General features: G+C 40.5%; 24 protein-coding genes, 1 tRNA gene and 4 pseudogenes. 9 read left to right on the top strand and 20 right to left on the bottom strand.

The genetic code is table 11. From position 1 onward, the window contains the following. Positions 1-80: 80 nt before the first annotated feature. A complete protein-coding gene (locus R5H20_RS07120; RefSeq protein WP_006638588.1) occupies positions 81-356 on the bottom strand; it encodes a hypothetical protein in 276 nt (91 codons plus the stop codon). Between the two features lie 312 nt (positions 357-668). On the opposite strand from R5H20_RS07120, the gene R5H20_RS07115 reads away from it, so the two are divergent. Continuing rightward, a complete protein-coding gene (locus R5H20_RS07115) occupies positions 669-1,157 on the top strand; it encodes a YoqH family protein (RefSeq protein ID WP_006638589.1) in 489 nt (162 codons plus the stop codon). Between the two features lie 47 nt (positions 1,158-1,204). Here the strand turns inward: R5H20_RS07115 and R5H20_RS07110 are convergent, their stop codons facing one another. Then, on the bottom strand, positions 1,205-1,990 hold the full coding sequence (locus R5H20_RS07110) for an alpha/beta fold hydrolase (protein ID WP_006638590.1): 786 nt from the start codon (positions 1,988-1,990) through the stop codon (positions 1,205-1,207). Positions 1,991-2,226: 236 nt separating this feature from the next. Between R5H20_RS07110 and R5H20_RS07105 the strand changes: the two genes are divergently transcribed. After that, positions 2,227-3,141, top strand: coding sequence for a class I SAM-dependent methyltransferase (locus tag R5H20_RS07105; protein WP_006638592.1), 915 nt, complete (start codon positions 2,227-2,229; stop codon positions 3,139-3,141). A 109-nt stretch (positions 3,142-3,250) separates the two neighbouring features. Here R5H20_RS07105 and R5H20_RS07100 read toward each other — a convergent pair. Further along, positions 3,251-3,529 (bottom strand): annotated as a pseudogene (locus R5H20_RS07100) (dihydroxy-acid dehydratase); the annotation flags it as partial. Positions 3,530-3,653: 124 nt separating this feature from the next. Here R5H20_RS07100 and R5H20_RS07095 point away from each other — a divergent pair. Continuing rightward, complete coding sequence (locus tag R5H20_RS07095; protein WP_034325812.1) at positions 3,654-3,737, top strand: putative holin-like toxin; 84 nt, start codon at positions 3,654-3,656, stop codon at positions 3,735-3,737. Between the two features lie 514 nt (positions 3,738-4,251). Here R5H20_RS07095 and bla read toward each other — a convergent pair. After that, on the bottom strand, positions 4,252-5,052 hold the full coding sequence (gene bla / locus R5H20_RS07090; RefSeq protein WP_006638594.1) for a subclass B1 metallo-beta-lactamase: 801 nt from the start codon (positions 5,050-5,052) through the stop codon (positions 4,252-4,254). 608 nt (positions 5,053-5,660) lie between these two features. After that, complete coding sequence (locus R5H20_RS07085; RefSeq protein ID WP_006638595.1) at positions 5,661-6,662, bottom strand: oxidoreductase; 1,002 nt, start codon at positions 6,660-6,662, stop codon at positions 5,661-5,663. Positions 6,663-6,813: 151 nt separating this feature from the next. Between R5H20_RS07085 and R5H20_RS07080 the strand changes: the two genes are divergently transcribed. The 3 genes from R5H20_RS07080 to R5H20_RS07070 all read left to right on the top strand — a co-directional run bounded on the left by R5H20_RS07080 (position 6,814) and on the right by R5H20_RS07070 (position 8,195). After that, complete coding sequence (locus R5H20_RS07080) at positions 6,814-7,251, top strand: Lrp/AsnC family transcriptional regulator (protein WP_006638596.1); 438 nt, start codon at positions 6,814-6,816, stop codon at positions 7,249-7,251. A gap of 125 nt (positions 7,252-7,376) precedes the next feature. Further along, entirely contained in the window at positions 7,377-7,745 is a 369-nt protein-coding gene (locus tag R5H20_RS07075; protein WP_224254486.1) for a UPF0715 family protein, read from the top strand. A gap of 282 nt (positions 7,746-8,027) precedes the next feature. Further along, positions 8,028-8,195 (top strand): hypothetical protein, encoded by a 168-nt coding sequence (locus R5H20_RS07070; protein ID WP_006638598.1) that lies wholly within the window; start codon positions 8,028-8,030, stop codon positions 8,193-8,195. Between the two features lie 205 nt (positions 8,196-8,400). Here R5H20_RS07070 and ybaK read toward each other — a convergent pair whose 3' ends face one another. Beyond that, positions 8,401-8,883 (bottom strand): Cys-tRNA(Pro) deacylase, encoded by a 483-nt coding sequence (ybaK, locus tag R5H20_RS07065; RefSeq protein ID WP_006638599.1) that lies wholly within the window; start codon positions 8,881-8,883, stop codon positions 8,401-8,403. Positions 8,884-9,460: 577 nt separating this feature from the next. Then, a complete protein-coding gene (locus R5H20_RS07060) occupies positions 9,461-10,429 on the bottom strand; it encodes an alpha/beta fold hydrolase (protein ID WP_006638600.1) in 969 nt (322 codons plus the stop codon). 608 nt (positions 10,430-11,037) lie between these two features. On the opposite strand from R5H20_RS07060, the pseudogene R5H20_RS07055 reads away from it, so the two are divergent. Continuing rightward, positions 11,038-11,668 (top strand): annotated as a pseudogene (locus R5H20_RS07055) (IS3 family transposase); the annotation flags it as partial. A 180-nt stretch (positions 11,669-11,848) separates the two neighbouring features. Here R5H20_RS07055 and R5H20_RS07050 read toward each other — a convergent pair. The 9 genes and pseudogenes from R5H20_RS07050 to R5H20_RS07015 form a co-directional block, all read right to left on the bottom strand. Then, the gene (locus R5H20_RS07050; protein ID WP_006638601.1) at positions 11,849-12,997 is read right to left on the bottom strand and encodes a Rap family tetratricopeptide repeat protein; all 1,149 of its coding nucleotides are present in this window, start codon (positions 12,995-12,997) and stop codon (positions 11,849-11,851) included. A gap of 130 nt (positions 12,998-13,127) precedes the next feature. After that, a complete protein-coding gene (locus R5H20_RS07045; protein WP_006638602.1) occupies positions 13,128-13,394 on the bottom strand; it encodes a hypothetical protein in 267 nt (88 codons plus the stop codon). Positions 13,395-13,923: 529 nt separating this feature from the next. Further along, on the bottom strand, positions 13,924-14,355 hold the full coding sequence (locus tag R5H20_RS07040; protein WP_006638603.1) for a YrhA family protein: 432 nt from the start codon (positions 14,353-14,355) through the stop codon (positions 13,924-13,926). Positions 14,356-14,488: 133 nt separating this feature from the next. Beyond that, positions 14,489-14,761 carry a hypothetical protein gene (locus R5H20_RS07035; RefSeq protein WP_006638604.1) on the bottom strand — a complete coding sequence of 91 codons (273 nt, stop codon included), beginning with the start codon at positions 14,759-14,761 and terminating at the stop codon, positions 14,489-14,491. A 690-nt stretch (positions 14,762-15,451) separates the two neighbouring features. Further along, positions 15,452-15,916: an SMI1/KNR4 family protein gene (locus R5H20_RS07030; protein WP_006638605.1), complete on the bottom strand. Its 465-nt coding sequence runs from the start codon at positions 15,914-15,916 to the stop codon at positions 15,452-15,454. Between the two features lie 26 nt (positions 15,917-15,942). Next, positions 15,943-16,041: pseudogene (locus R5H20_RS23555) on the bottom strand (hypothetical protein); the annotation flags it as partial. Between the two features lie 168 nt (positions 16,042-16,209). Continuing rightward, positions 16,210-16,659 carry an SMI1/KNR4 family protein gene (locus R5H20_RS07025; RefSeq protein ID WP_006638606.1) on the bottom strand — a complete coding sequence of 150 codons (450 nt, stop codon included), beginning with the start codon at positions 16,657-16,659 and terminating at the stop codon, positions 16,210-16,212. Next, positions 16,656-18,547 (bottom strand): annotated as a pseudogene (locus tag R5H20_RS07020) (T7SS effector LXG polymorphic toxin). The gene R5H20_RS07025 and the pseudogene R5H20_RS07020 overlap by 4 nt, the downstream one beginning before the upstream one ends. A gap of 171 nt (positions 18,548-18,718) precedes the next feature. Continuing rightward, positions 18,719-19,264 (bottom strand): SMI1/KNR4 family protein, encoded by a 546-nt coding sequence (locus R5H20_RS07015; protein WP_006638610.1) that lies wholly within the window; start codon positions 19,262-19,264, stop codon positions 18,719-18,721. A 349-nt stretch (positions 19,265-19,613) separates the two neighbouring features. On the opposite strand from R5H20_RS07015, the gene R5H20_RS23550 reads away from it, so the two are divergent. Next, the gene (locus R5H20_RS23550) at positions 19,614-19,751 is read left to right on the top strand and encodes a lysozyme family protein (protein WP_326073045.1); all 138 of its coding nucleotides are present in this window, start codon (positions 19,614-19,616) and stop codon (positions 19,749-19,751) included. Positions 19,752-20,903: 1,152 nt separating this feature from the next. Here R5H20_RS23550 and R5H20_RS07010 read toward each other — a convergent pair. Both R5H20_RS07010 and R5H20_RS07005 read right to left on the bottom strand, forming a co-directional pair. After that, positions 20,904-21,686: a hypothetical protein gene (locus R5H20_RS07010; protein WP_006638612.1), complete on the bottom strand. Its 783-nt coding sequence runs from the start codon at positions 21,684-21,686 to the stop codon at positions 20,904-20,906. 192 nt (positions 21,687-21,878) lie between these two features. Continuing rightward, positions 21,879-21,951: transfer RNA gene (locus R5H20_RS07005), tRNA-Val, on the bottom strand. 189 nt (positions 21,952-22,140) lie between these two features. Here R5H20_RS07005 and R5H20_RS07000 point away from each other — a divergent pair. Beyond that, positions 22,141-23,340, top strand: a complete 1,200-nt coding sequence (locus R5H20_RS07000) for a DUF819 family protein (RefSeq protein ID WP_006636883.1) — start codon at positions 22,141-22,143, stop codon at positions 23,338-23,340. A gap of 53 nt (positions 23,341-23,393) precedes the next feature. Here the strand turns inward: R5H20_RS07000 and metC are convergent, their stop codons facing one another. Together metC and R5H20_RS06990 are read right to left on the bottom strand one after the other, a co-directional pair. Further along, positions 23,394-24,569: a cystathionine beta-lyase gene (gene metC, locus R5H20_RS06995; RefSeq protein ID WP_006636882.1), complete on the bottom strand. Its 1,176-nt coding sequence runs from the start codon at positions 24,567-24,569 to the stop codon at positions 23,394-23,396. Further along, positions 24,566-25,684: a methionine biosynthesis PLP-dependent protein gene (locus R5H20_RS06990; protein WP_006636881.1), complete on the bottom strand. Its 1,119-nt coding sequence runs from the start codon at positions 25,682-25,684 to the stop codon at positions 24,566-24,568. Before R5H20_RS06990 ends, metC begins: the two co-directional genes overlap by 4 nt. Positions 25,685-25,725 lie beyond the last annotated feature (41 nt).

The raw sequence follows: 25,725 nt of genomic DNA, 5'->3' as shown, positions 1-25,725 counted from the left end.
TTTTTCAGCTTATTGTCCTGTTTCTGATTAAGTACTGCATCAATTGCATGTAGGTTATTTCGGGGCTTTTTTCTCACGGATCACTCATCCGAAAAGGAGCCGCTGCTTTTTATGATTTTATGAAGCAGCGCAATCGTTTCTTCCGCTTCTTCTTTCGATATCAAATCTTTATCCAAAGAACAACCGTTTTGAAAAACATTTGCCATCATGTCAATGCAGTCGTCATGGAGCTTCGCCAATTCACGGCGCTCAGCTTTGGTGATTGATTGATCAAGCCGTTTGGTCATTAATTCTTTTAATCTTTTAATATGCGTTTGAAAAATGAGCGCTCTTACTGTTGTCGGGCTGTTATTCATATAATTTGCCCCCTTCCAAGTGATCGATTCAAATATTGATGTAAACGGCCAATATCTGCTTCACAGATAAAGAGCAGCAGGTCTTTAGATATATTCTGCTGATGATATTATCCCACAATTTACCTTCAACGTGAAATACTTTCTACATGATATTATTTTTTGGGGCTGAAGAAGGAGAAAACAGGAATAAAAAAAAGCGGTCTTTTATAAGCCCGCTTATTTCCCTTACTGTATCAAAAGTCTTAAACCATTCTTGAGGAATTTCTGAACAAGAGATCGGGTAAACTATGGCCAGATGTGGAGGCGATGATATTGTTCAAAAGGCTGACGGTGTTGCTGATCATATTCTTACTTCACGCAGGAACAATCCAGGCGCAAACGTTCACCTATCCATGCAGCATTGTTCTTCATCCGGTCAGGGATATCCCCAATGCCCGGGGCGCTGCTTTGATTACGAAAGTGAAAAAACCGTATACAGATCTGCCGATGAGTCCTGTTCGGGAACGGCAAAGTGTAGGCATCTATGCCGACTGGATGCCCCTTCCTTCTTCATTTGGAGAGTATGACCGCTATGAAGGATTCGCGCAGATCCCCGGTGAAATCAGTTGGCGATTTAAGATGTATCCTGTTAAGGAAGATGCCCCAAGCTGGTTTGGCGGAACTCCTTGGGCAGGCAAATTTGATGAGATATCATTAGAGCTTCCCGCGAATACGCAAGTGCAAGTGCGCCTTTCTGATTCGAAAACCCAAAGGTTGGGCCCCGCTGTTTTACAAAATACTTTATCCGGATGCCGAAGCTGAAGCGGGGAAGTTCCCGATGATAAGCCTGGATCATCCCGTTGTCGCGGCTATTCTCCAATACACTGCGTCAAGATGCGATTAAATTTTTCCCGCTCTTCCCAGAAAGGGCCGTGGCCGCTGTAATGAAAGGGGATCAGCTGCGAATTCCTGATGCTTTGATGCAGTTCTTCAGCTTGTGCAAATGGAATCACTTTGTCGTGAATCCCGTGAATGATAAAAGCAGGTGCTGATAGTTTCGGCAGATCAGTATAAAGCTTTTCATCCCTTAACATCTTGATAACCGCTTTGGTTGACCACCCTGCCGCCTGCAGCCCCAATTGAAAAAACCAGTCTGAGAATGATTCTGTTATATACCGAAAGAAAAAAGTGTCTGTTACGTCACGCATCATTTTAGGGCGGTCACGCAACGCTTGCTGAAGCAATTGATCAGCAGTCTCTTTCGTGAAGCCCACAGGAGCTGCAGCGTCTACAAGGACAAGTTTAGATACTCCATAACCATTATACCGGGACATATACCGGATCGCGATGGCTCCCCCTGTTGAATGGCCGACGAGTGTGACATTGTTTAATTGAAGCGCGCCCACTACATGGCGAATATCAGCCGCCAATCGATTGTAATTGTAGCCGCTTATCGGCTTATCCGAATGCCCGAATCCTCTCCAATCAATTCCTATACAGCGGAATCCTTTTTCCGGCAGAACATTAAACTGATACTCAAACTGTTTATGGCTTAACGGCCAGCCATGTAAAAAAACGATGGTCTTGCTGCTTTCGGGATTGATATCCTCCACATATAGCTTTACGCCTGGTTCTACATAAACAAAGTATCCCACGTCACATCCTCCATCACACGTCTTACCATTAAGATACTCGCTTTGATGAACAGAAATGAATGTGTATTTGTTTTATGCAGAATCCTTAATTGCGGCGGATAAAAAATATCGTCATCTGATCAATTTTATATTGACAAAAAAAATTATTTATGCTATAATTTACCTATATGATTTTTTTGTGTATAATGAGATTCTCCTGGCCGGGGGAATCTTTTTTTATGCAGGAAGATCATGCGATGAAACAAAATGAGTCCAGTTTAACTTCCTTAATATCAGCTTTTGGGCGGGCATATCACAGCGCATACGACACACCCAAAATTTTCGATGATTTTATTGCAAAAGATCTCATTACCGAAAAAGAGTTTGCGGATATCAGTCAAAATATGATTCAAGGAATACAGTTTTTCAACAAAGATATTGCTCAAAGATTTCAAGATGAGCCGGAAAACATGTTGAAATGGATCACTCAAGTCCAGCTTTCTCCAACACCCTTGGCACGTGCTGCGTATTGCGAAAAAGTATTGCTTCATGAAGTGATGTTGGGATTAAAACAGTATGTCATACTAGGCGCCGGTTTAGATACGTTTTGTTTCCGGCATCCAGAATTGAAAAACCGCTTAGACATATTTGAAGTCGATTATCCAGCTACACAGCAATTTAAAAAGAAAAGACTGGATGAGGCCGATTTACAAATTCCGGGTCATCTTCATTTTGTTTCGATGGACTTCACCAAAACGTTTTCCTATCAACATTTGCTAGATGAAGGGTTTGAATACAAAAAAACATTCTTTAGCCTTTTAGGTGTTTCATATTATTTAACAAAAGAAGAAATCTCAAACTTGATCAATCATTTGTTTGCCGAAGTTCCATCAGGCAGTTCTATCGTTTTTGATTATGCAGATGAAACATTATTTGAAGAAAAAGGAATATCCAATCGGGTTGAAAACATGGTGAAAATGGCAGCAGCAAGCGGGGAGCCAATGAAATCTTGTTTCGCTTATGATGAAATCGAGAACATGTTGGAAACAGCCGGCTTGCTCATTTATGATCATGTATCGCCAGCCGAAATAAATGACCGTTTCTTCAAGAATCGAACGGATGATTTATCGGCATTCGAAACGATTCATTATATCCATGCCGTAAAAAAATAAGTTCTCTTTGCATTGCCGCTCAATCGTTAGGATGATTGAGCGGTTTTTTATGAATTGTCTATTAAGAAAAACAGGCTAATGAATGGCCTGAGAAAATGCATCCACTTTCTTAAGATTCAAACATATCTGTGACTGCGCCTTTTGACGCTGGTGATACTAAGCGTGCATACTTTCCAAGCGCCCCTGAAGATGCTTTTAGCTTAGGCTGAATCCAATGATCTTGCCGTCGGTTCAGCTCTTCTTCTGTAATTTGGAATGAAATCTCCTGGGTTTGACTATCAATGGTGACGATATCGCCTGTTTGAAGATATGCAATCGGACCGCCTACTTGGGCTTCAGGCGCGACATGGCCGACGACAAAACCGCGGGAACCGCCCGAAAATCCCCCAAAATTGCTGTTTTTGAACAGCAAAAAACACTCCCGGCAACTGAGAGTGTTATGGTAAAATATTCTTTGTACAAAGTTTCGGCTCACTCAAGGGAAGTTGGCTCATCCCCTTAGAAAGGGGGTGATGCGTATGACAACATATGAAGTCATCTCTTTAATGATTGCTTTTGGCATGTTAATTGCCGTGTTGTCTAACAAAGAAAAATAGACTTCCCTTGAGCCCGCCAAAGTTCAAAGGGAAAGTCTATTTCAAATGACATATGAGCCAAGCCCTTGTCGGGCCGCTTTGTACGAATGACTCGACTGTTGACCGCAGTCGGGTCCTTTTTAGTATATGCAGATTCTAAGCAGAACATAAGCATAATGGTGTCACAAGATGCTTTGGTTTACTTTTTTATAATTATATAGTATCACAGTTGAATCAAAAGTAAACATAAAACAATTTACATTTTATGTTGACTCCATTGCCCGCTTCAAGCATGCCATTCAATTTCGCGGAAACGGCACTTCCTCTTCCAACACCGCCGAGCCTGCAGCAAGGGCTGACTCAACATTCAGGTCAACAATGTCTCCTTGTCTTTGCCAGAGTAAGTCCGTTATATCTTTATTTCTGTACCTTTAGCGCCTGCGGTAAACCTGATCATTTCCCGCATTCTTCCAGGAGCGCTTGAACTGAACTCGACGGGTTTACATTCTAGACTTTCTGTTGAAACATAGTTTGGTTAGCTTTGGGTATGTTGGTTGATCAAATCAATTGTGTGGAAGAGCAAGCTCTTATCTCCCCAGTTCCCATGTCCGGGTACAACCGTTTTGACATGTGGATATTTTTCGATTACTTTTTTAACGGAGTCATCCCATTGTTCTACATTTGCGTCAGAAAGATTTCCGAGATCTTTTGCATCTAATGATTTGATCATACATCCGCCGAATAATATGTTATATTTCGGAAGCCAAACCGTAATGTTGTCTTGTGAATGGCCTTCACCAGGATAAAAGGCTTCAATCACTGTGCCGCCGGCTTTCATCACTGGGTTTGCATCAAGTGTCGGATTTGGCGAAGGATATCCATATTCCTTAGCCAGCTTTGCTGTCAAATGTGTACTGCGCACATCGATTCCTTCATTCAGCAGCGCCCGAATGCCTGAAATGCTATCATCATGCGCATGAGTAATCAGTGCCAGAACAACTTTTTTGTTCAAATGTTTTTTGATCATCTTTAACAGTTCTTCAGTTTTTTGGTCGTCCCCCCATGCTGTATCAATCAGGACGGCTCCTTTTGAAGTGGATACGATTAACCCATTGTGGTCATAGGTTGTGCCGTTCCAATCATTATACGATGTATGCGCCCATACTTTGTCATTCAATTTCGTTAATACAATTGACTTTTCCGGGTTGCTAATCTGAGCTGGAGATGAAGTTTTAGAGTGGGCGATCGCTTGATAGCCGAACGATGCCACAGCAACAGATAATATGAGTAATAAATGAACCACAGCTTTTCCAATCCACCCATTGCTAATGTTCAAATGAATCTCACCTTTCTCCATTGGATTTCAACAAAAAAGTTCGTTGACATCAAACATATTAGACATTACAGAATGAAATCCTTGTCTATACGCTCATCAATCACTGATTCACGCTCTGTAAAAATGAGCTGTCGTCAAACTCCAAAAACTCGTCCTGCATGCAGACAATTATTTTCGGATAACGTACCTACTCATCGCGTTTTTGGATTGCGCTTTTCTAAGAGTCCGTCATTTTCTTCGACTGCCCTATCGTAGATTCCGTATGCCTTTCCGATTTTTTATCACCGCAGTTTTTCGCAGCATGCGCTCCTTCTTCACGCGTTTACCCGTTCTATTTGGGGACAAACTCTGCGTCTCCACTTCGGTGAAATTGTAAGGGCCGCTACCCTGCGCATGTAACCGTGCAAGCAAAAACGGCTAGAAACGTTGATATAACATCTCTAACCGTTGTGTACGATTCCGACTGGGATCGAATTGCTGCCTTCTGTACAAGTGTTTCGACTCTGATATCCCCTTTTATTTCAAGGAATCTGATCATTGTCCGCGGTATGCTTATGAGCTTGGTGAATGAATGGCAGCCGGTTTCTTTTTGGCTCTATCCGAAAGCTTCACTCCTTTAAACCGATCATTTTCTGTGCGAAATCGGGATCTTCCAGCAGCGGTCGTCCGATCGCGACGGCATCCGCCAGTCCGTCCCTGATGATCCGGTCTGCAAAACTGCGCGTATAGATTTTTCCGACGGCGATGACAGGTATTTGAAGATGCTGCTTAATGGCGGCTGCGTCGGGCAACTGGTAACCTGGATGGATATCGGCCGGCTGGATGGGCAGCAGGCCGCCGGAAGATACGTCAACTCCGTCAAGCAGGCCGTCCGCTTCGAGTGATTTGAGTATCATCGCGTGTTCCTGTGGATTTAGGCCGCCATCGATGTAATCGGTCGAAGAGATCCGCACGATAACCGGGTAATTGCGGCCGGTTTCAGAACGAATGGCGGCAAGCGTGTCTTTCAAAAATTTCATCCTGCCGAGGCGCGTCCCTCCATATGCGTCATTTCGGAGATTGGAGATCGGCGACAGGAACTGATGAATCAAAAATCCGTGAGCGGCATGCACCTCAATTCCGTCAAAACCCGCCATAATGCTGCGTCTGGCGGCCATCCGGTAATCCTCAATAAGCGCCTCAATCTCGGAAATCGACAATTCCGCAGGCTTTCCGTATGATTCGTCATAGGGGATTGCACTTGGCGCAATCAGCCGATCCGTCACTTCCGGCGCCGACTTTCTTCCTCCATGAGATAATTGAACGAATATCGGTGTATCCCGGGTATGAACGGCATCGGTTACTCTCTTCAGCATCTCGGTGTGTCGATCCGAATAAATGCCGATATCGTTAGGCCACAGTCTGCCATTATCGGATACAGCCGTCGATTCGACGATCATCAAGCCGATACCTTTTGCTCTTCTTGAATAATGCTGAACGTGATGTTCTGTCGCATAACCTTCCGGCGAGCCTTTGTACTGCTGCATGGGCGCCATGATGAATCGGTTGCGAAGTTCGATGCCGCCAATGGTGAGAGGGGTATCCAGGTTAAGTGATGTTGTGGTAATCAATTGAAATCCACTCCTTCAATTTATCTTTGAATGACATTTTATAAGGTTATATCTACAATGTACATATATAAATCATGCTATAATGGAGAAGAATTCTTCATATTAAAGATAAAAAAACCGTTATGGAATATAAAATAAAGGAGAAAACTCTATGGACAGCATCGACAGTAAAATACTATCACTGCTTCATGAGAACGCGCGAATGCCGATTGCCGAAATCGGCCGGAAGATCGCGATGACACAACCGGCCGTAACCGAACGGATGCGCAAGCTCGAAGAGAAGGGAATCATCGCCGGCTACAAGACGATTCTTTCGCCTAAGAAACTCGGTAAAGACGTCACGGCATTCGTGCTATTCAAGACAACCAATTGTCTGGACTTTCAGGAATTTTGCTCGCAATCCCCGGATGTCATCGAATTGTACCGGATCAGCGGGGAGTATAATTTTATGATGAAAATCATCACCGCATCGATGGAATCGCTAACCGCTTTTCTTGATTCATGCAGCCCGTACGGTTTTTCTTCAACGCTTATCGTGCTTTCAGAGGCGATCGAACATAAGCTCCTGATCCCCGATAATGGCGAATAACATTGTGTGACTTTCTGTTAAAACCAGGCCCTGAGGCTGACAAGGATGAAAAACTTGATGGCGTTTTTGCGCTAGCTTTTGAGCTGTTTTGAAAGTTGTTTCGGAAAAGGAGTTAACTAATGCGAATGTTGAGTGGAATTTTTAGTTATTTGTGTACCGCCGCCTTTTCTGTTGTATCCGCAACAATCGTTTACACAGTGATGTTTCTAGAGAATAATGGTTTTGCATCTTTTATGGCGATAAGTTTTTTCATGTTTGCAGCTTATTTTATTTTTGCTGCACCGGTTCAAATCTTTTTAAATCGCAGCCCCCAAAAATTTAGCAGCCGATATTTGGTTGCTTACTTCATCATCTCTTTTGCCGTTTGTGCGACCGCGGCCTTATTGCTGGGTAATGGCCTCATTGTGTTTGTATGGTATAAACTGTACCTTTTCAGCTTTCTTTCGGCTTTCATTTATTGGTTTTGGGATTCCGTCTTTTTTCAGAAGAAATAGAATAGATGAGCTCCTTTAAAAATGATGACGGGGAATGTCCCAGCAGGCGATTTCGTTATCTGCAGCAAGGATTTGGCCACTTTTTTTGATTAGCGGCGGCTGATATTAAACATGTTAAACAGTGGCAGAATATCGTTGCCTGCAAAAGACAAGGAAGGTGCGGGGGATGTGTTTGCAATCCTGGGATGAAGCGGTTTCTAATTTGGTTATTCAGAAAAGAAAAAATGGCTGAAGAAGTTGACGAGTTGATGACTGGTATATGGCTCAGAAAGGAGTCTTATCATGAAAATTGAAATTAAAAAGAAAGAAATACAAAGAAAGTACAGAGAAAAGATGAAAAAACAGAAACAAGCGAAAGAGGATGAGAAAAACTACTTTAAGGAAGTTTTCGTTGTTGTAACAATAATAGTGTTATTCATTTATTTTTTTTATACTCTTCAAGGATTTTAATACGCCGTGGATGCATTTTCTAAAAAAAGCAGTTACTTCTTTCCTTTATCACAAGGCTAAGATAACACTGACAGAAGCCAAATGAATTTTCGCGAGCCGTCAATGAACATGATCGCTTAGCTGCCCATACCCGGGAGATGGGAAATGGGAAGCTTTTTTAAGATGAAAAATAAATATGAATCGTACAGAAGATCACGATCTTTGCTTATACAATTGCTGCAAACTTCGCATGGCATGCTTTGGCTAAATCTTGAGGTGCTAACTTTAGCTGCATGCCGATTTTTCCTGCACTGACAATGATAAAATCAAGGGTTTCTGCGGTTGCATCAATATAGGCCGGGAACGATTTTTTCATGCCAATCGGTGAGCAGCCACCGCGAACATAGCCAGTTACCCCCAGAAGCTCCTTCATTGGGATCATATCTATTTTCTTCTCACCTGCTGCCTTTGCCGCCTTTTTTAAATCTAATTCCTCTGCCACGGGTACAACAAAGACGTAATATTGATTGGCTCCCGCTGTTGCAACTAATGTTTTATAAACATACTCGACGGGATAACCAATTTTCTCCGAGACAGAGATGCCATCTACCGTTTGCCCATCTTCTGTTTTGTAGCCTAATAACTCATAGGAGATGTTTTGCTGTTCTATCAAACGAACCGCATTTGTTTTTGCCATTTTTTTCGCCATGCTCTTCCCCCACGATCAAAAAAACTTTTTTGTCTCTTTAATTACGGTCAAGAAGTAACCATATATAATCATATACTAACATTAGAGACAGCCATATTCTACTAATCTGTATCTTTTGAAAAAGAAAGTCATACGTATCGCGGATTGCAGGCATGCTAACGAAAGCAAGGAGGCTTTTCAGCGATGAATCTGTTCTGATTATAATACGTTCGCATAGAATCGCCGCCTTTTTTCTGTATGCTATTTAAAAGCCTTCTATTAACTTATATTCTTTTCTTATTCCTTCTAAAAGCTGACAACCTAATATTTCGCGGGATCATAAGATGGCTGGCCTTCATGTTACTTGAACTTGCCGAATTTCCAGACTTTAAAATCAAAACAATGGATTCGACATTTTTTCTGGTTTCAGATCCATTTGAAATGATCCAAATTATAAGATAGAAGAACACTCCTTCCCCAAAACCCCCCACAAAAGCTAATGTGGCTTCCCCATCTGGTTTTTTCATCTTCTGGGTTTGTGAAAAAAAGATTAGAACTCGTAAGCCAAAGCAACGCCGTGAGTATAAGCATCTTATCTTTACCTTTTTAATTTTTTTTGGATGAAAGAAAGCGTATCTAACGCTAGCTTTTTGCGGCAAAGAACAATACCGGCATGGCCGCAATTGTAGAGATATCTTTCGGGTTTTCCCCAACTTTCCCACAAAGAATCAGCATCTTTTATATCAATATATTGATCATATTTAGCAGAAATCAGCAGAATGTGATCCTTGTTAACTTTTGGCACGGCTTGACTAGGATCTGTGATTTCCCAATATCTTATTAAATCTTCATAAGTCACTCCATGTTGTTCTAATTCTTCTCTTATGAATTTACCTGGAATTGTATTCCATATCGAATAAGAAAGGCGATTGGCATAAAATATTGATGCCACTACATCAATTTGAGATTCAAGGGTAGCAATTAAATTGGCAATCCATCCTCCTAGACTTACCCCAACTAAGATAACAGGACCTGTTTTATTTGCTTTTATCCAGTGGATTAATGCTCGCAAATCTACTATAGCCTGTCTTGTCGATTCAACTGTACGATCAATATTCGCACTGATCATCAATTCACCGCTATACCGTGAATGTTCCGGCTCTCTTTCAAAATGATAGGGGAGAGAAAAGTAGTACATGTTCCAACCTAAATCTTTCATTATGCGATGATGAAAGATTTTTTTTATTCGATCGTATGAATCCATTCGCCAGCCGTGGACAAAGATAACATTGGGTTTATCTATATCCGTTTTGTTAAAAAAAACCTCCCCTTTTAAAGTATCGTTGACGAGATCCCCTGATGGAATTAAGGATTCATAGCTGAATGTTCCAACCATATATTTTTTTCTTGATTCATCCAGAATAATTGAGACATCAGCAATTTTTGATTTGTAGAATTCATCTCTAGCAATTGTATCCAACGAAAAAGCAGAAAAATGTTTATCCTTACTTCTTTTTCTGTGTAAATCATATAAGGCCAACCGATCTATGAATGTTGAAAAAAACACTTTATGTCCTCCTGTTTATAGGGGTGTTTATTTTTATTGTAATTAGTCTATTTCATATAATAAATCTCTTATGTTCAGCTTTAGAATCAAAAACCTTTATTCATCCCTCATTATCAATTATTATTTTACTATTTCACGGTAACCGATTGGTGGATAAATCATGCCCTACCACGAAAATGAATCAAATCATCCAGGTTAACAACTCCTCCCCGTTTGAATTCAAAAAAGAAAGACAGCCAATGCTGACTGTCTTTTGTGCATCTTTTAACCCTTACTTTATAAAACTCACTTTCTCAATCACAAACTTCTGACGGCGTTCTATTTCTGTAAATTTCTTCTTTGTCCAAATTCCCCTATTAAACTTTCATATCTTTAAGTTACAATGCTGTCTGACCAGTTTGGTGTATTACAATCCCTTCTTAATTCGTTAAAGGCTAATCGTCAAATAGCTGGAGTATAGATGGAATTAGAGATGTTCCCCAATTGTTAGACCATAAAGGTACCGATGTCACAAAGAATCACTATCTCAACAAATATGCAATTCAGGATAAAAAGCTTCAAAATCAAACTCCCTCAGTTGAGGGGTTTTGCTTTTGCGTGAAATCATCAAGTCAGATCTTGAAAAACAAATCGGCACGTTGCGCCGAAAGCACAAGTATCGATACGGATATCGCAAAATCACTGCCATACTAAAACAGGGAATGCGCATTTACCATAAAACTGTTCAACGTATTATGCAGAAGAATCATTGGCAGTGCCGTGTTTAGGTAAAGAAACGGCAGGAATACGGGGCAGCCGTATGCCGTGGCTCAGAATATTTTGGAACGGGACTTTATTCCGAACGTCCTCTCAAAAAACTCGCAACGGATATCACGTACTTGCCTTATGGACAGAAACAATTGTATCTGTCCAGTATATTGGACTTGTACAATGGAGAAGTCATTGCTTCCAGCATTGGAGAAAAGCAAGATACTGCCTCTGTCTTACATACACTTGACCAGCTCCCAGTATTGCCTGAGAACTGTGTTCTACATAGTGACCAAGGCTCCGTGTATACTTCTTATGAGTATCAGAAAGCCGTAAAAGCAAGAGGCATTACCATGAGCCTGTCCAATATGCCTCCATCGAATCGTTTCATTCCTCGCTAAAGTCTGAAACGTTCTATATTATAACAATATTCGTTTTCAAACGAAACTAAACAACCAATCACCGATAAACTATCGGCAATTGGCTGTATAAAAGGTGTTTTAATCCCTGTCTCAAAATGGGGTCAGTCCCAAAAGGCGGGTTTTCTTTAATCGATATTGTAGGTTGAAATTAAGTTTCAGTTCTTTCCGCGACTTTGATCGTATCATTGTTGGCTAACAAGTGAAGCACCTACCGTAGTTACGACACCTAATAAAAGAACTGCACAGATGACTAATTTTGCTTTTGTCTTTTTGCCTCAATTGCCAGTCGATAAAAGTCAGTAGCACCCCAAGCATCTTTTTTGTTCACTAAGATGTCCGCAATCGACTCACCATAGTGTTCCATGTCAGGATACATATCTTTCGACTCGAAGATCTTGAACGCTTCCCTTACTAATCCTAAGTCCTCGGATAAGAACAGCCCTTTCACCATCTTTAACTTAGCAAGTATCACGTCATTTTTGTACTTTTCTGCAATTTCCCGTGATCGTCTATAAAATGTCTCAGCCCCCGTAAGGTCTTTTTGTTTTCCCTTAATATAGGCAATGAGGAACAACGTTCTTGCCATAAAATCATGGTTTTCTGGTTTGGTTATTTCAAGTGCTTTAAAAAGATGGGAAACAGATGCGTCCAGTTCTTCCATATTATTATAACATAAACCAATATTAAACAGCGAGGAACGTAATAAATGTCCACGATTCTTTTCTTTTCCGTGAAGTCTTTTAGCCTCATTATAAGCCTCATGCGCCTGTTTCAAGGCTTTGCCGTATTGATAACAATCTGCCAAGTTTCCGAATATTATGAATTGACATCGTACTTTTTTGACACCGTATGTAGCACTTCCGTCAACTTCCGGCTGATTTTTAAATATGTCATATGCATGCATCGCATAATTCATTGAAAAATGTGTCTGTTTCATATGATAAAAAATTTCTGAAAGTTTAAAATAAAATTCAGCCTTTTCGAGTTCTATATTATCTTTATCTATAGTATCAAGGCACTTTTCTGCTTTTCGGTAATATGTTAATGAGTGTGTAAGCTCTTTTTGTCGGAAATGGTATTCTCCAGTAAAGAAATAGTAATAATATTCTAACATTCCGTTCAATTCTCTGTTTCCGACGTAGCCCCTGATGTCACCGTAGGTTTCCTTAATGTCTTTGACTGCGTTGGGGTAAATGTATGCTAGCATAAGTTTATGTCTAAACTCTAATAGAGAGTAATAGATAAGGACATCTTGGTTCTCTTCCATTTGATTTATCTCTTGTTGTATTTCTCTTCTAACTTTCTCCGCATTACCGATGTCGTTATTCTTAATCCTGCTATACCAAAAATTCATTTTAGTGGCTACTAAATCATAAGGAATTACACTTTCACTTGGCAACTTTCAAACCCCTTTCCTATATTCTTTCGTTTTCCATATATTAAGAATTATAGCACAAGAAGGGAATGACACAGAAATTATTTAGGAATTTTTAAAAGAAAGTGAATATATCGACAAATTAATCATCTAGTTACAGCTCTTTCAATTTATTCTTCATATGCAACTTCAACGCAGCTTTCCAATACCTCGCAGCCCCCTCCTTTATTCCTCCTTCTTCAGTTCTTATATAATAAGGATACTCCTCAAACATATCATCACATACGACAACTTCTTGAATCTTTGTGTTTTCCTTTCTTAAATAATTATTAAGTTGTTTTCTTATCGAAAAAAGCTTGTTTAATTTATCCTCATAATATTCGATCAGTTCTTTACTTTTATCTGATTCGGCTTTCTTCATCCTTATCTCTATTGCATGAATACAAAGATCAATAATGAATTTTTCGTGAATAGCATTTGTTCATTCATTAGAAATAACAGGATTCATATCTCACCACAACCGAATATACGTTTCCTTTTATGATACGTCAATTTAACAGTCTCTAAACAAAAAAGCCCTTACTCAGAAGGACTTTCATTCATTGTGTTCACTTTATTTTTTCTGAGAACATATCGACCGTCGATAGTCTTTTCAACTACCGGATGAATTTCATCAATCCCTGCATAAAAATTAGTCTGTCAATTGCTTAAGCTTTCTTGCCCAAAGTACCGCTGTAGCACCTTGACTAAGAGATAAAGGCAACCATTTTTGTTGCAATTTTATCAAAATATTCTGTCATTCTAATACTTGTTTCTATTAACTATAAACGCTTTGATTAAATCCAATTTGTTTGATGCTCTTCACAGAATTTTCGAGAAATTTGGAGCTGATCAATCTCATCCACAACTCTCAAGAAAAAGCTCCCTTACAGAGAGCCTTAGTCATTCACTTAAATTACACTGTTTATTGCCTCTTCAATCATTTTGTTGAAACTTGTGAATTCTTCAACCACATCTCCGCTCGGTTTATCTAATTCAACAAAAACATTATAGTCAATATCAAAACAGTACCAAGAGATATCAGAATCCCCCAAAAATAAATATCTATTGTTCCATTCGTTTTCGTGCCATATTTCATTTGCGCCGATAATTCCATTATTGACGTCATTAGGGTTTGCATTATAAATAATCAAGCCATTGAACTCTAATCCATCCGCTTTTCTTAAAAAATCTCCATATTCCTTTATCCAAAGGTTTTTTTTAATGTTTTTAGAAATCCATTCTTTAACCAGTTCAATATTTTTTTCATTTGCAGGTGTCATTATCGATTTTTGATACTGATTTTCAATCTCTTCGATACGCTGCAATAAATGGGATAACATGTAATCACCTGCTCACTCTTTTAAATTCTTCTTCTTTTTTTACAAGGCGCTTTTAATAAAATCTTCTTCTGCTGTTCTGTACTCATGAGTCCCATTTCCCAATGGTATTTCCGTTTCACATAATTAATCTCTTTCAGGAAATTTTATTTTTATACGGTGGTTCATTTCTATAAAAATGTTCAACAACGGTTACATCTTTTTTTATGCTTACGCTTGCCGCATTGAGTTGAATTTCAAAATCTTCATATTCTCCATTTAAAACTTTATTCAAATAATCAATATACTCATCCGCTTGGTCTATTGTCATAATATTTTCAATGAAATCAGAAAAAATATTAATTTCTTTTGGCAAGATTATTCTTAAATCACCGAATGGGTCTTTTTCAAATTGATAAAAATGCTTCATAAGTTATTTTTCTCCTTTTAAGAAGGCTATTTACTATATGAAGGATATGAAGCAGCTATTGATCTGTCTTTATTCAAATACATCATTATTATAGCTGATGAAGTGGCCCCCTTATACTTATCTGTACCAATCTTCTTCATTTTCTCAAATGCTTTATCAATGACCTGTAAATTAGGTGATCCCAATTACTTTTATTGTTCAACTACCAGATGGAATTTCATCAATCCCTGCATAAAAGTTGTCATGTTGATTATTGGCATTCTCAATTTCTTTTTGAAGCTTATAGCCTCTTATTTTACCTTTATGTTGCTGTAAAATCTTTATGCTGCTTCACGATGCTTTTGTACGAAGTTTATGCTTTCTAAGGGTGGAAACTAAATCTTTTACTTACCAGCTCAATTAATGATGTTTTTATTCGTTATGGATGAATCATCTTGACTGTCTAATTCATACAACTTTGCGTAAATCTCATTCGAAGTTTACGCATGACATTAATCTCAGCATCTTTAAGCTGCTCAACTCTTATCGGAGTGCTTCTTTTTCATTTAACACGTCCCCATCTCCTAAAAACCATTATTTACTTATAGTTTATAGGGCTTTTTTATGTTTAACAATTATTTGAACGAAAATCCCTTCTTACAATTTCCAAAAATAAAAACCTCACCCTTAATAAGGATGAGGCTACTTTGATTACTCTTCATCTTCCCAATCTTCGTCTTCTTCCCAGTTTTCTTTAGATTCCTCAAGCTCTTCCATAAAAAAATAAAGGAAATTATCAGCTACTGTTCGACCATAATCCTCTTGATTCTCCCAAAGTATAACTGGACATTCTCCACCTTCCATCTTATTTGTATCAAGACAATAAGAGAATTCATCTACGTATTCAATCACTACGATACCATCAATTAAACCATAGTGATTTCTGTAGTTTTCAGTAACTGTTACTACTCTGGGTGAAACTTTTCCATGACCTAAAATATCCACACCATAAATTCCACCAGCCCCATAGTTTTTTAAAAACCATTTATAACTTTCGGGTAGTTTTACGTTTAGGCTTTCTTGAATTTCATTAATTTTTTCGATGCTAATTCTACCTGTAAAGTCATCATCTTCAACATTTTCTTTTATGAATTGTTCAACTTGCGAATAGTTCACTAAAATCACCTCTAAATCTTGATTCTCTAATTGTTTAGCTCTCCATTTCCTTTTAATTCATGTAATACCTTGCTATATTTAGTGTGCCAGCTATTTGGAATTTCTGGCATTGCGCCAGGTTCTTCTATCATAGTGCTCTGGGTGAGCTCTTTTGACTAAGCAGGCTCAATTTTTCATATTTTCCAGCCGCTCCTTCTATGAAGATGACGACCATCATCCTCATCGGATTTTTCTTGATTTAAACAAAAAAGCACTTAATCAAAGGTTAAGTGCTTGAGCTTGAATATATTAAATTATTCTTCCTCGTACCAATCTTCTTTAGCTTGATTTAAATATTCCCATAAAAACTCAAGGAAGTTAGAAGCCTTTTGGTGATCATATCCGCTTTGATAAACCCATGTAACTACAGGACACTCTCCATCATCCATTTTTTGTGTATCTAAGCAATAAGCAAATGCATCCACTTCAACGACTACGACAATGTGATTTGGTAAATTATAAAGTTCCCTATAGTCTTTGGTGAACTCTACGACTTCAGGGGATACGAGTCCATGCCCCAATATTTCGACGCCAAAAGAGCCGCCTGAGCCATAGTTTCTTAAAAACCATTTATAACTTTCAGGAAGAGAGGTTTGTAAGTCTTCTTCAATTTTTTTAATTTTTTCCTCATTAATTCCTCCTGTAAAATCATGGGGATTAGCATGCTTGTTAATAAAGTCTATAATTAATTCTTTGGTAATCATTGAGATCCACCTTTCAAGCTCTTTTCATATTCTTCCGCTCTCCACATCCAGTATTTTCTTCTGAAACTATCGTATTGTTGTTGCAGTTCAGGATTATTTCTAAAGCTATCCCCCTTCTCCACTAACTGGTGCAGTACTTTATGGTATTTTTTATGAGTGGTATGAAGTATCTCCAACATTGTCCCAGGCTCTTTTTGTATTAAATGATGTAAATTAATTGGTTTGCCATCTTCCCCAATGGGCGCTTTTCCGCTTTTCATTAATTCCAAATTAGTTATATTTTTATTTGGATGCTTCATGTTGAAGTCAATGTTTTTAAGTTGATAAATCCTCCTGTCAACATCTTTTAAATTTCCTCTTGGTTTTACTTTACCTTTGACTTCAACTGCATTATACCTTTCTTTATTTAACCATGGTACCGAAATATTCCCACCTGTAAACGGTTTTCTGCTTAGATCAGAGATTTTCTTTGCTTGTTGTATTAACTTGCTCTTAATATTCTGACCATCAAAAACATTATAAGGAAGCCTTCCTCCCCCAGCAAGCTGAACTTGCGGAGCGAAAGGATTGTGAATTTGTACTTCCTTTAGCTTTGATGCTGCGCTTTGGATTGACTTTTTAGAAGCCTTGATGCCGTTTCCAACAGCCTTCTTGGAAACTTCCGCTGCTTTGGCTCCAGCCTGACCGGCCTTCCCTGCCTTTGCAACCTTTCCTACTTTATCTGCACCTTTGGTACCGACAATAGATGTGCCAACCATTCCAGTAGCATAGGTGAACCATCTCGCTCTGCTTTCGGCATCACCATTGATGACATCCCGCTCAAAGGACTCTTCAATCCCCTTTTTCATGACATTGAATGTGTCAACAGGATGTGTAATGGTATAACCAATGCCCTCTAAGGTTTCTATTGGATGGGTTACTGTATCCCATATGCCGGTAGCTGTATCAACTGCCACATCTTTGAGACCTACGCCGATACCTTTAAGAATATCATCGCCGGTTTTATTAAATTTAGCTAGATTGTAAATCACTTTTTGTTCAGTTGTTAGATTGTCATATCCAATCTCATCAGCAATTTTAATATATTCACCATTGTCAAGGTCCTATCAAGTTTCTTTTTTAACTTGTATATTTTAACATCATGTTCACTAACTTCGCTAACTTCTTTTTCGAGCTTTGATCTCTTATCTAGTTTAGCCAACATGACTCCCATCGCTGTCTCTTGATCCCCGCGCAAAGCATCCATCTCATCCGGTTTTAAAATCAAGCCTTTTTAATAGCCGGTGATTTCAATTTTAGACCCCGTATACATTTTTTCAAGCCTTGTTATGTAGTTTTGCATCGTCTCAAGATCTGATTCAGCGGTATTGAGAGCGTTGGTCTGCTCCCTGTCAAAAGCATGGAGCTTCTCGAGAGTGTTGCTGATTTCCTTTTTCGCTTTCTGATTGTGTTCATGAAAATCGTTGTCATTCAAATCCGGCAAATCGACAATATGGCTGACTTTCGCGATCGTGGCGTTGGCTTTGGAGACCAGATTTTTTGTTGTTCGATCGGCCGCGTTCAAGCCGTTTTCTAAGTCATGATCGAGAAAGGCTTGCGATATATATCCGTTGTGATTCGGTTCAAGAGAATTCAGCGCATTTTTGATTTTTTTTAAAGCTGATTCGTATTCATCAATGAAAGTTTCGTAGAACTTGAGAAACGGTGTATGGCATTCTTCGTAGAAGGCACGAATCGCGTCTCCGCCTTTTCCTTTTAAAGCATCGTCAAGAGATGTGATGGCTTCAACACTTTTTTTGACTTTAGCCATTTCATCCGACTGTTTTTTTAATTGTTTTAGCGTGTGATCAATTGCATCGTGCAACGCCTGAACGTCAAGAGTTTTCATGGCATTCCCCTCTAATACTAAAGTTACAATCAGTATAAAGTTTACCACTTTATAGAAGGGGATTGGTGAATAAATCCTGTTCATCCATGAAAATGAATCTTATTAATTAGGTCAAAAAAACTATTCTATTTAGGTACAAAAAAGGACAGCCAATACTGACTGTCTTCCGCATTATCCATAATTTTCCGCAGTTCTGTAACTCCATTCCAAAAACGCTTCTCCTTGACACATAATGTAACGATCTAAAAATATCTCAAAGTTAAGATTTAGTGACTTGTAGTCTAGACCATCCTCAAATAAATAGAGATAGTTAGGATCACCCTGTTTAAGTCTATCCTTGTCAATTATAAGGTGACATTCTTCCAAGAGATGACCTATTGGAATCCCGTTAATACCCTCAAACAATTCCACATATTCTAATTCTTCTTCAATTTCTTCAAGGCTAAATAAATGCAACCCTCCACCTATATTCTCACCATCTGAAATAATGTCGAAAATCCGAGCACCATTATGTTGTTCTAAAAATTTCTTGTAATCTTTAGGGAAGGATATGCTGTGTATCAATTCAAAACTTTGAATTTCATCCCGTGCTCCGTAATTAGAAAAGGTAACTTGAAACTCGGTAATATACCCTTCTGAGCCAAATAGTTTAATTGTTCCATTGTGATCTAAAAGACTTTTCAAGCTATTCACAGTTTTGTCTACAAAAGTAGTCAAAGGCAACACCTCACATATCGATGAATATAGGATAGTAGGAAATGCTTGCAGATGGCCGATCTGCCAACTCTCTTCTCTAAACGAAACCGGGACATCTCTAGAAACCTATCAGAATGAACAAGAAATGCTAATACAAGAGCAGATCAAATTGCTTAAACAGCAAATCAAATCTGGATATATTCCTCAAACTGGGCTTGTAACCTCCTCTTGTCGGATCATCGTCTGGTACTTTTTCTTCTGATGGGTCTTATTCAAGTATTCTTCTCCAAATACGTGTTAATCCTGACCTAATCACCGCAATTAAAGGAATTAAACTTCAACACTGAAGCTTTCGTTAACATGCTGGGATATGGGCTTGATGCAGCTCATGTCTGGCCCAGCTAAGATTCTCGGGGTAAATAATGCGAATGATCCTTACCAAAACATTATGGATGGCTCAAAATATACCGCTCAGTTACTTCATGGAAATCTTGAGAAGACTCATTAGCTGCTTATAAATGGGCCTGGTAAGTAGGGGGTTCTTCCCTTAGTCGTTCATCTGCCAATATGCTTGCTCCCTGTCGTCCTTGACTTAACATTAGCTCAAAAGAGATTTAACGTCGGAACTTTGGACATTCTCGATAGTTTACCTTCGATTTTAATTTCCCTTCTCCTCCGCACAATTTATTAATCGTTATAAAAATTGAGTTGCCAAGGAATTTTGGTTTAACCGGATATTTAACGCGGCGTGATCACAGCCCAAAAATTTCAAGACTCAAGGCTTTTCCTAGTGAAAAATAGTTTTTTTAAAAAGGGTAGGATGATGGAGAGCTGCGATACTTCCCATGTAAAATGAATGTTTCTACTGAATGCACACTAATTCACAATAACCTTCATCATTCAATATATATTGGCAGGCGCCAGGAGGCAATACGGGGCACGGACGACCACTGGCATACATGAGATATGGGTTGATGGGAAAAGAATATGGGCTTATAGGATAAGAATATGGATTTACAGGATATTGACGGTGAAACAAGCCAATCACTTCCTTCTTATTTATTATTAAGATTGTATTTGACTGCTTATGTTCTTGCAGATTGTCTTTACACAATTGTGTCAATGCCTAAAAAGGATTGCTTAATCTCTATACTTTATTTCTTAATGAAATACACCCATTGTTAAAAAATCGGATCGTATTGCCTGCTATCAAAACTTGATCACATGATGTGATGAGTTTCGTCGATGAAAAATTCTTAATGATCCCCTATAAAGAATCAACAATCGAATCAATTCCATACATGATTAACAGCAAATGCGTTTGGATGATGAATAAGTATTCGATTTCTTTATCGCTGCTACGATTTAGATGTTATTTAAAGTGAAAAGTAAAAAGCCATTCTCGAATATCTCGAGAATGGCTTCATACTAATGTTTTTGGTATGATTCCGACTGGCCCCCTCTACCTTGCCAAGGTAGCCGATAGTGATCCGATAAGTCAAACGTTGGTATATTAGCGTTAAGTCAACGCTTGTTTTATAAACGTTCTTATTCTATTAATACCAATTATAGACTGTAGCGCGCCGGTACCCTCAAGTATTTTTAAGGAATTGTTTTAACGTAAAAAAGCGCCCCATCCGATTAAGGACAGGGCGGTATGTTATTCTTTATTTAGCGCGGGATGCTCGTAATAATGATCGGCGACGATTGCAAAGTTATCGCGATCGAAATTATCCCAATTGATTTTATTGTTTGTTTTTCGTTCAATTTGAATCGATAGCACTTTTTTCGATTCCGAATTACCTTTCGTATCAATTAATGGGAATTTCCACGTAAGAATAACTCGACCTACTTTTTTATCTTCGAAAATTTTCGGGAAAACCTTTTCGGCTTCTATAAGCATCCCTTTTTTAATCATGTTTGTGGTGAGGTTATCGTTGCCGTTTAAAGTTGCGTTGACTGTCCTAACGGTTTTTGTATCCGATTCCAGAAGATCCGATACTTCCAAGTCACTTATCTTCGGTTCATTACCAGATTTTTTACCGACAGTGTTTTCAATTATTTTTTGTATCTCCTCTTTACTCTTTTCTTTGTCTGTCACTTCGGGCTCTTCTTTTTCGCTTTTTGTCTCTTCTTTTATATTTTTTATTCCATTATCTTTTATTACTACTTGATTGTTTTGAGGTTTTTCCTCTTTGTTCGGTGCCTTCGCAGGCTTTGTTTTTTCTTTATGTTCCTTGACCTGTGCTGTAACTTGTTCCGACTGCGGACTTTGAGTAAAATACCCTAACGCGGCTAAAACAACAACTACGGAACTAACGACAATGCGTGTTAAAACCGTCCATTTTTTATTAACCCACATTAGAATTAAACCGACTGGAAAAAGTACAATTATCATAAGTATGGTAAACCAGTTTGTTTTGTAAAATGGTGTTTCTTTCAATTCTCCCCCTCCTATAGGTAAAATTATACTAAATTGTAAGTATGCCCCGCAATCTAAGTTATATATCCTGGCACCCACGGTCTTACAGGCAGGTACCAGCCAAAAAGTTCCGCTTACTTAATTGAATTTTTCGAGCTGTTTTTTAGAAAAGAACAAAAAAAATAAACCCTTTCTATGCAAGGGTTTTGGGTATGATTCCGACTGGGCTCGAACCAGCGACCTCTACCCTGTCAAGGTAGCGCTCTCCCAGCTGAGCTACGGAATCATGATATGTAACACTGGGTATTTGTCTTACTGACAAGTTCTATTATATGCAGATTATATTGTTTCGTCAACTACTTTTTTTCATTTTTTTATGTTTGCGAATGTTTGCTATTGATCAATCCTCTGTTCCCTATTACACTGTTTTATTATCAGTTAATTCAAAATATTCAATGCGAAGAGGGGGTCTTACATGAATTCGTCTTTGATTTCACCTGATGATATGTGGGTGCTCTGGGGGTTTATTGCGGTGTGGGCGGCTGTGAGCATCTTTTTGGAGCAGCGATACCGCTGGGCTTCGGCTGTATCCGGGGCGGTGATCGCGCTTGGTGGGGCGATGCTCTTTACGAATGTCGGCGTTCTTCCGACCGAGTCGCCCGTTTATGACGCGGTGTGGACGTATGTCGTTCCGCTTGCGATTCCTTTGCTGCTTTTTCAAATCAATGTACGGAAAATCTTCAAAGAAAGCGGACGGCTTCTGCTCGTTTTCTGCATCAGCTCCGTCGGCACGGTCATCGGCAGTATACTTGCGTTTTTCTTGTTCAGGCATCAGATTCCATACCTTGATAAAATCGGCGGAATGATCAGCGCTTCTTATATCGGCGGCGGTGTTAATTTTGCGGCGATGGCGGCAAAGTTTCAAACTCCGGGCGAATATGTCTCTTCAACCGTTGTTGCCGATAATTTTATGATGGCACTGCTCTTTTTTATTTTGATGGGTATACCGTCGCTAAAATGGTTTCAAAAACGGTTTCCCTCTGCCTGTATTTCCGATTCCGGAAAAAATCGGGCCGAATCATACTGGAAGAGAAAAGACATGTCGCTCAGAGACATTGCCATGAATCTGGGAACGGCATTCGCGATTGTTGCCGTTTCAGTTAAAGCGGCTTCTTTTTTTAAAGGGCTTTTCCCATCTGACGGCGGGTCGGTTTTTATTCAGTTTTTATCCGGAATTCTCGGCGATCAGTTTCTGCTTCTGACAACGCTGACGCTTTCCGCGACGTTTGCTTTTCCCCGCTACTTTCAAAAGCTTCGCGGTGCACAGGAAATCGGCACTTATCTGATTTATTTATTTTTTGTCGTGATCGGCATTCCTGCGGACTTGCGAATCATCCTGACGAATGCGCCTCTCCTTTTAGCGTTTGTTTTTGTCGTTGCGATGACCAACCTGTTGGTTTCATTGGCGGCCGGCAAGGCGCTCCGCTTTCGGCTCGAAGAGATTCTCCTGGCCTGCAACGCCGCAGTCGGCGGTCCGACCACTGCAGCGGCGATGGCGATCGGGAAAGGCTGGCGCGAGCTTGTCGCCCCGATCATGCTGGTCGGGACGTTCGGCTACCTCATTGGCAACTATGTCGGAACCTTCATGGGGACCTGGTTTGCCAGTCTGCTTTAAAACGAATAAAGGCCGGGGTGTTCAGCAAATTCCCGGCCTTTTCGCTTGCCCGCTCATGACCGGGCAAGCGTCCCTGCTGCAGCTTGCAAGGCTTGCGCAAAATCTTCCTGCAAATCATCCGCGTTTTCCACACCGACGCTGAGCCTCAGCAGGCCATCGGTAATTCCCCGCTTTTCCCGCTCTTCTTTCGGCATTGCGGCATGTGACATTTTCGCCGGATAGGAAAGGATCGACTCAACCGCCCCCAAGCTGACGGCAAAAACCGGAAGAGTAACATTCTCCACGACTTTTTTAACGGCTTCAGCATTCTCCAGCTCAAAAGAGAGAACCGCGCCGGCGCCGTTTGACTGGTGCTTATGCACAGAGGCGCCCGGATGTGAAGATAGCCCCGGATAATACACCTGCTTGACAGCCGGGTGGTCTGCAAAAAATTCGGCGAGCTGCTGAGCTGTTCGGCTTGCTTTTTCGAGGCGCACCTGGAGCGTTTTTAATCCTCTTAGGACGAGCCAGCAGTCCTGCACGCCGAGAACCGCTCCGAAAGAGTTTTGCAGCTTATAGAGAGCTTCACCGAGCTTTTCATCTTTGACGGCGGCAAGACCTGATAAGACATCGCTGTGCCCGCTTAAAAATTTCGTCGCGCTGTGCAGGACGATATCAACACCAAGCTCAAGCGGCCGCTGAAGCGCCGGGGTCATAAACGTGTTGTCAAGGAAAGTCAGACAGCCGTGCGCTTTGGCAAGCTTGACGACGCCCCTGATATCCGTGATCCCGAGCGTCGGGTTCGAAGGGGTTTCAAGATAAATCACCTTTGTGTTTTCCTTGATGTTTAGTGCAATTTCATTTAAATCGGTCATATCGACAAAAGTATGCTCAATACCAAAGCGGCTCAATACATCGGTAATCATCCGGTACGTGCCGCCGTAGACATCTTTTGTGACCAGAACGTGATCTCCTTTTGATAAAAGCAAAAAAGCGGTGGAGATGGCGGCCATGCCTGAAGAAAAAGCAAACCCGCGCGCCCCGCCTTCAAGCTCGGCGATCGCGTCTTCAAGCGCTTTTCTCGTCGGAGTCCCGGAACGGCTGTAATCATATTCGCCGAACTGGTCAAACGAGCTTTGATGAAAGGTCGATGCGTGCTGGATCGGCACGCTGACGGCTCCTGTTGCTCCGTCTGTTTTTGATTGGTTGTGTACGAGTTTAGTTTCGAACGTCCAGCTCCCCTTGCTCATGCGTTGACCGCCTCCTCTTTTACTTTCTGCAATGCCTGCTTGAGGTCATGCTTCAAATCGGCTACATGCTCAATTCCGACCGAAAAGCGCAGCAGCCTGTTGCAGACGCCGTTCGCGATCCGGATGTCCTCGGGAATATCCATGTGGGTCTGTGTCGCCGGATATGTGATAAAGCTCTCAACCCCGCCCAGGCTTTCAGCAAAGCAGATCGTTTGCAAGCTTTTCAGAAACGGGTTGACCCATTCTTCTTTTTGAACGCGAAATGACAGCATCCCGCCTTTTCCTGGATAAAGAACGTCTGCAACCTCCTCCTGTTCCTCCAAAAACGCGGCGAGCTCCCGGGCGTTTTCCTGATGCTGCCTCATTCTGAGGGCAAGCGTCTTCATGCCTCTCATGAGCAGCCATGAATCAAACGGGGATAAAACAGCGCCGATGGCGTTTTGATGCTGAAACATTTCCTCTGACAGCTCTTCGCCTTTTGCCACGACGAGTCCAGCCAAAAGATCGTTGTGGCCGCCTAAATACTTTGTCGCACTGTGAATGACAAGATCAGCCCCAAGCTCAAGCGGCCTTTGCAAAACCGGGGTGTAAAACGTATTGTCCACAATCAGCAGCAGGCCGTGCTCCTTGGCGATTTCCGCGACTTTTTTAATATCGGTTTCCTGCATGAGCGGGTTTGTCGGGGTTTCTACAAAAAGCGCCTTCGTGTTTTCCGTGATTTTTGACTTGATACAGTCCTCGTCTGAGAAATCATCGTACAAAAAGCGCAGTCCGTATTTTTTCCATTCGTTTTCGAACAGGCGGTATGTCCCCCCGTATAAATCCGAGGAGACGATCAGCTCATCTCCGCTTTGAAACAGCGCCATAATCGTCTGAATGGCGGCCATGCCGGAACTGAACGCAAAGCCGCGCGTTCCGCCTTCGAGTTTTGCGATTGCGTCCTCCACAAGCTGTCTTGTCGGATTTTTTGTGCGGATGTAATCAAATCCGGTGGATTCTCCGATTCCTTTATGGCGGTATGCGGAGGAGAAATAAACCGGCGGATTGACGGTTCCCGTTATTTCATCGCTGCGGTTTCCGATTTGCGCCAGTGTTGTTTGTACATGTTCAGTCATATGACACCATCCTTTTAAAAGTAAAAACCCCTTCTTCATAA

The sequence above is a fragment of the Bacillus sp. KICET-3 genome (genome assembly GCF_033261025.1).
Classification (GTDB): Bacteria; Bacillota; Bacilli; order Bacillales; family Bacillaceae; genus Bacillus; species Bacillus sonorensis.
This window is presented reverse-complemented; position numbering and strand designations above follow the sequence as displayed.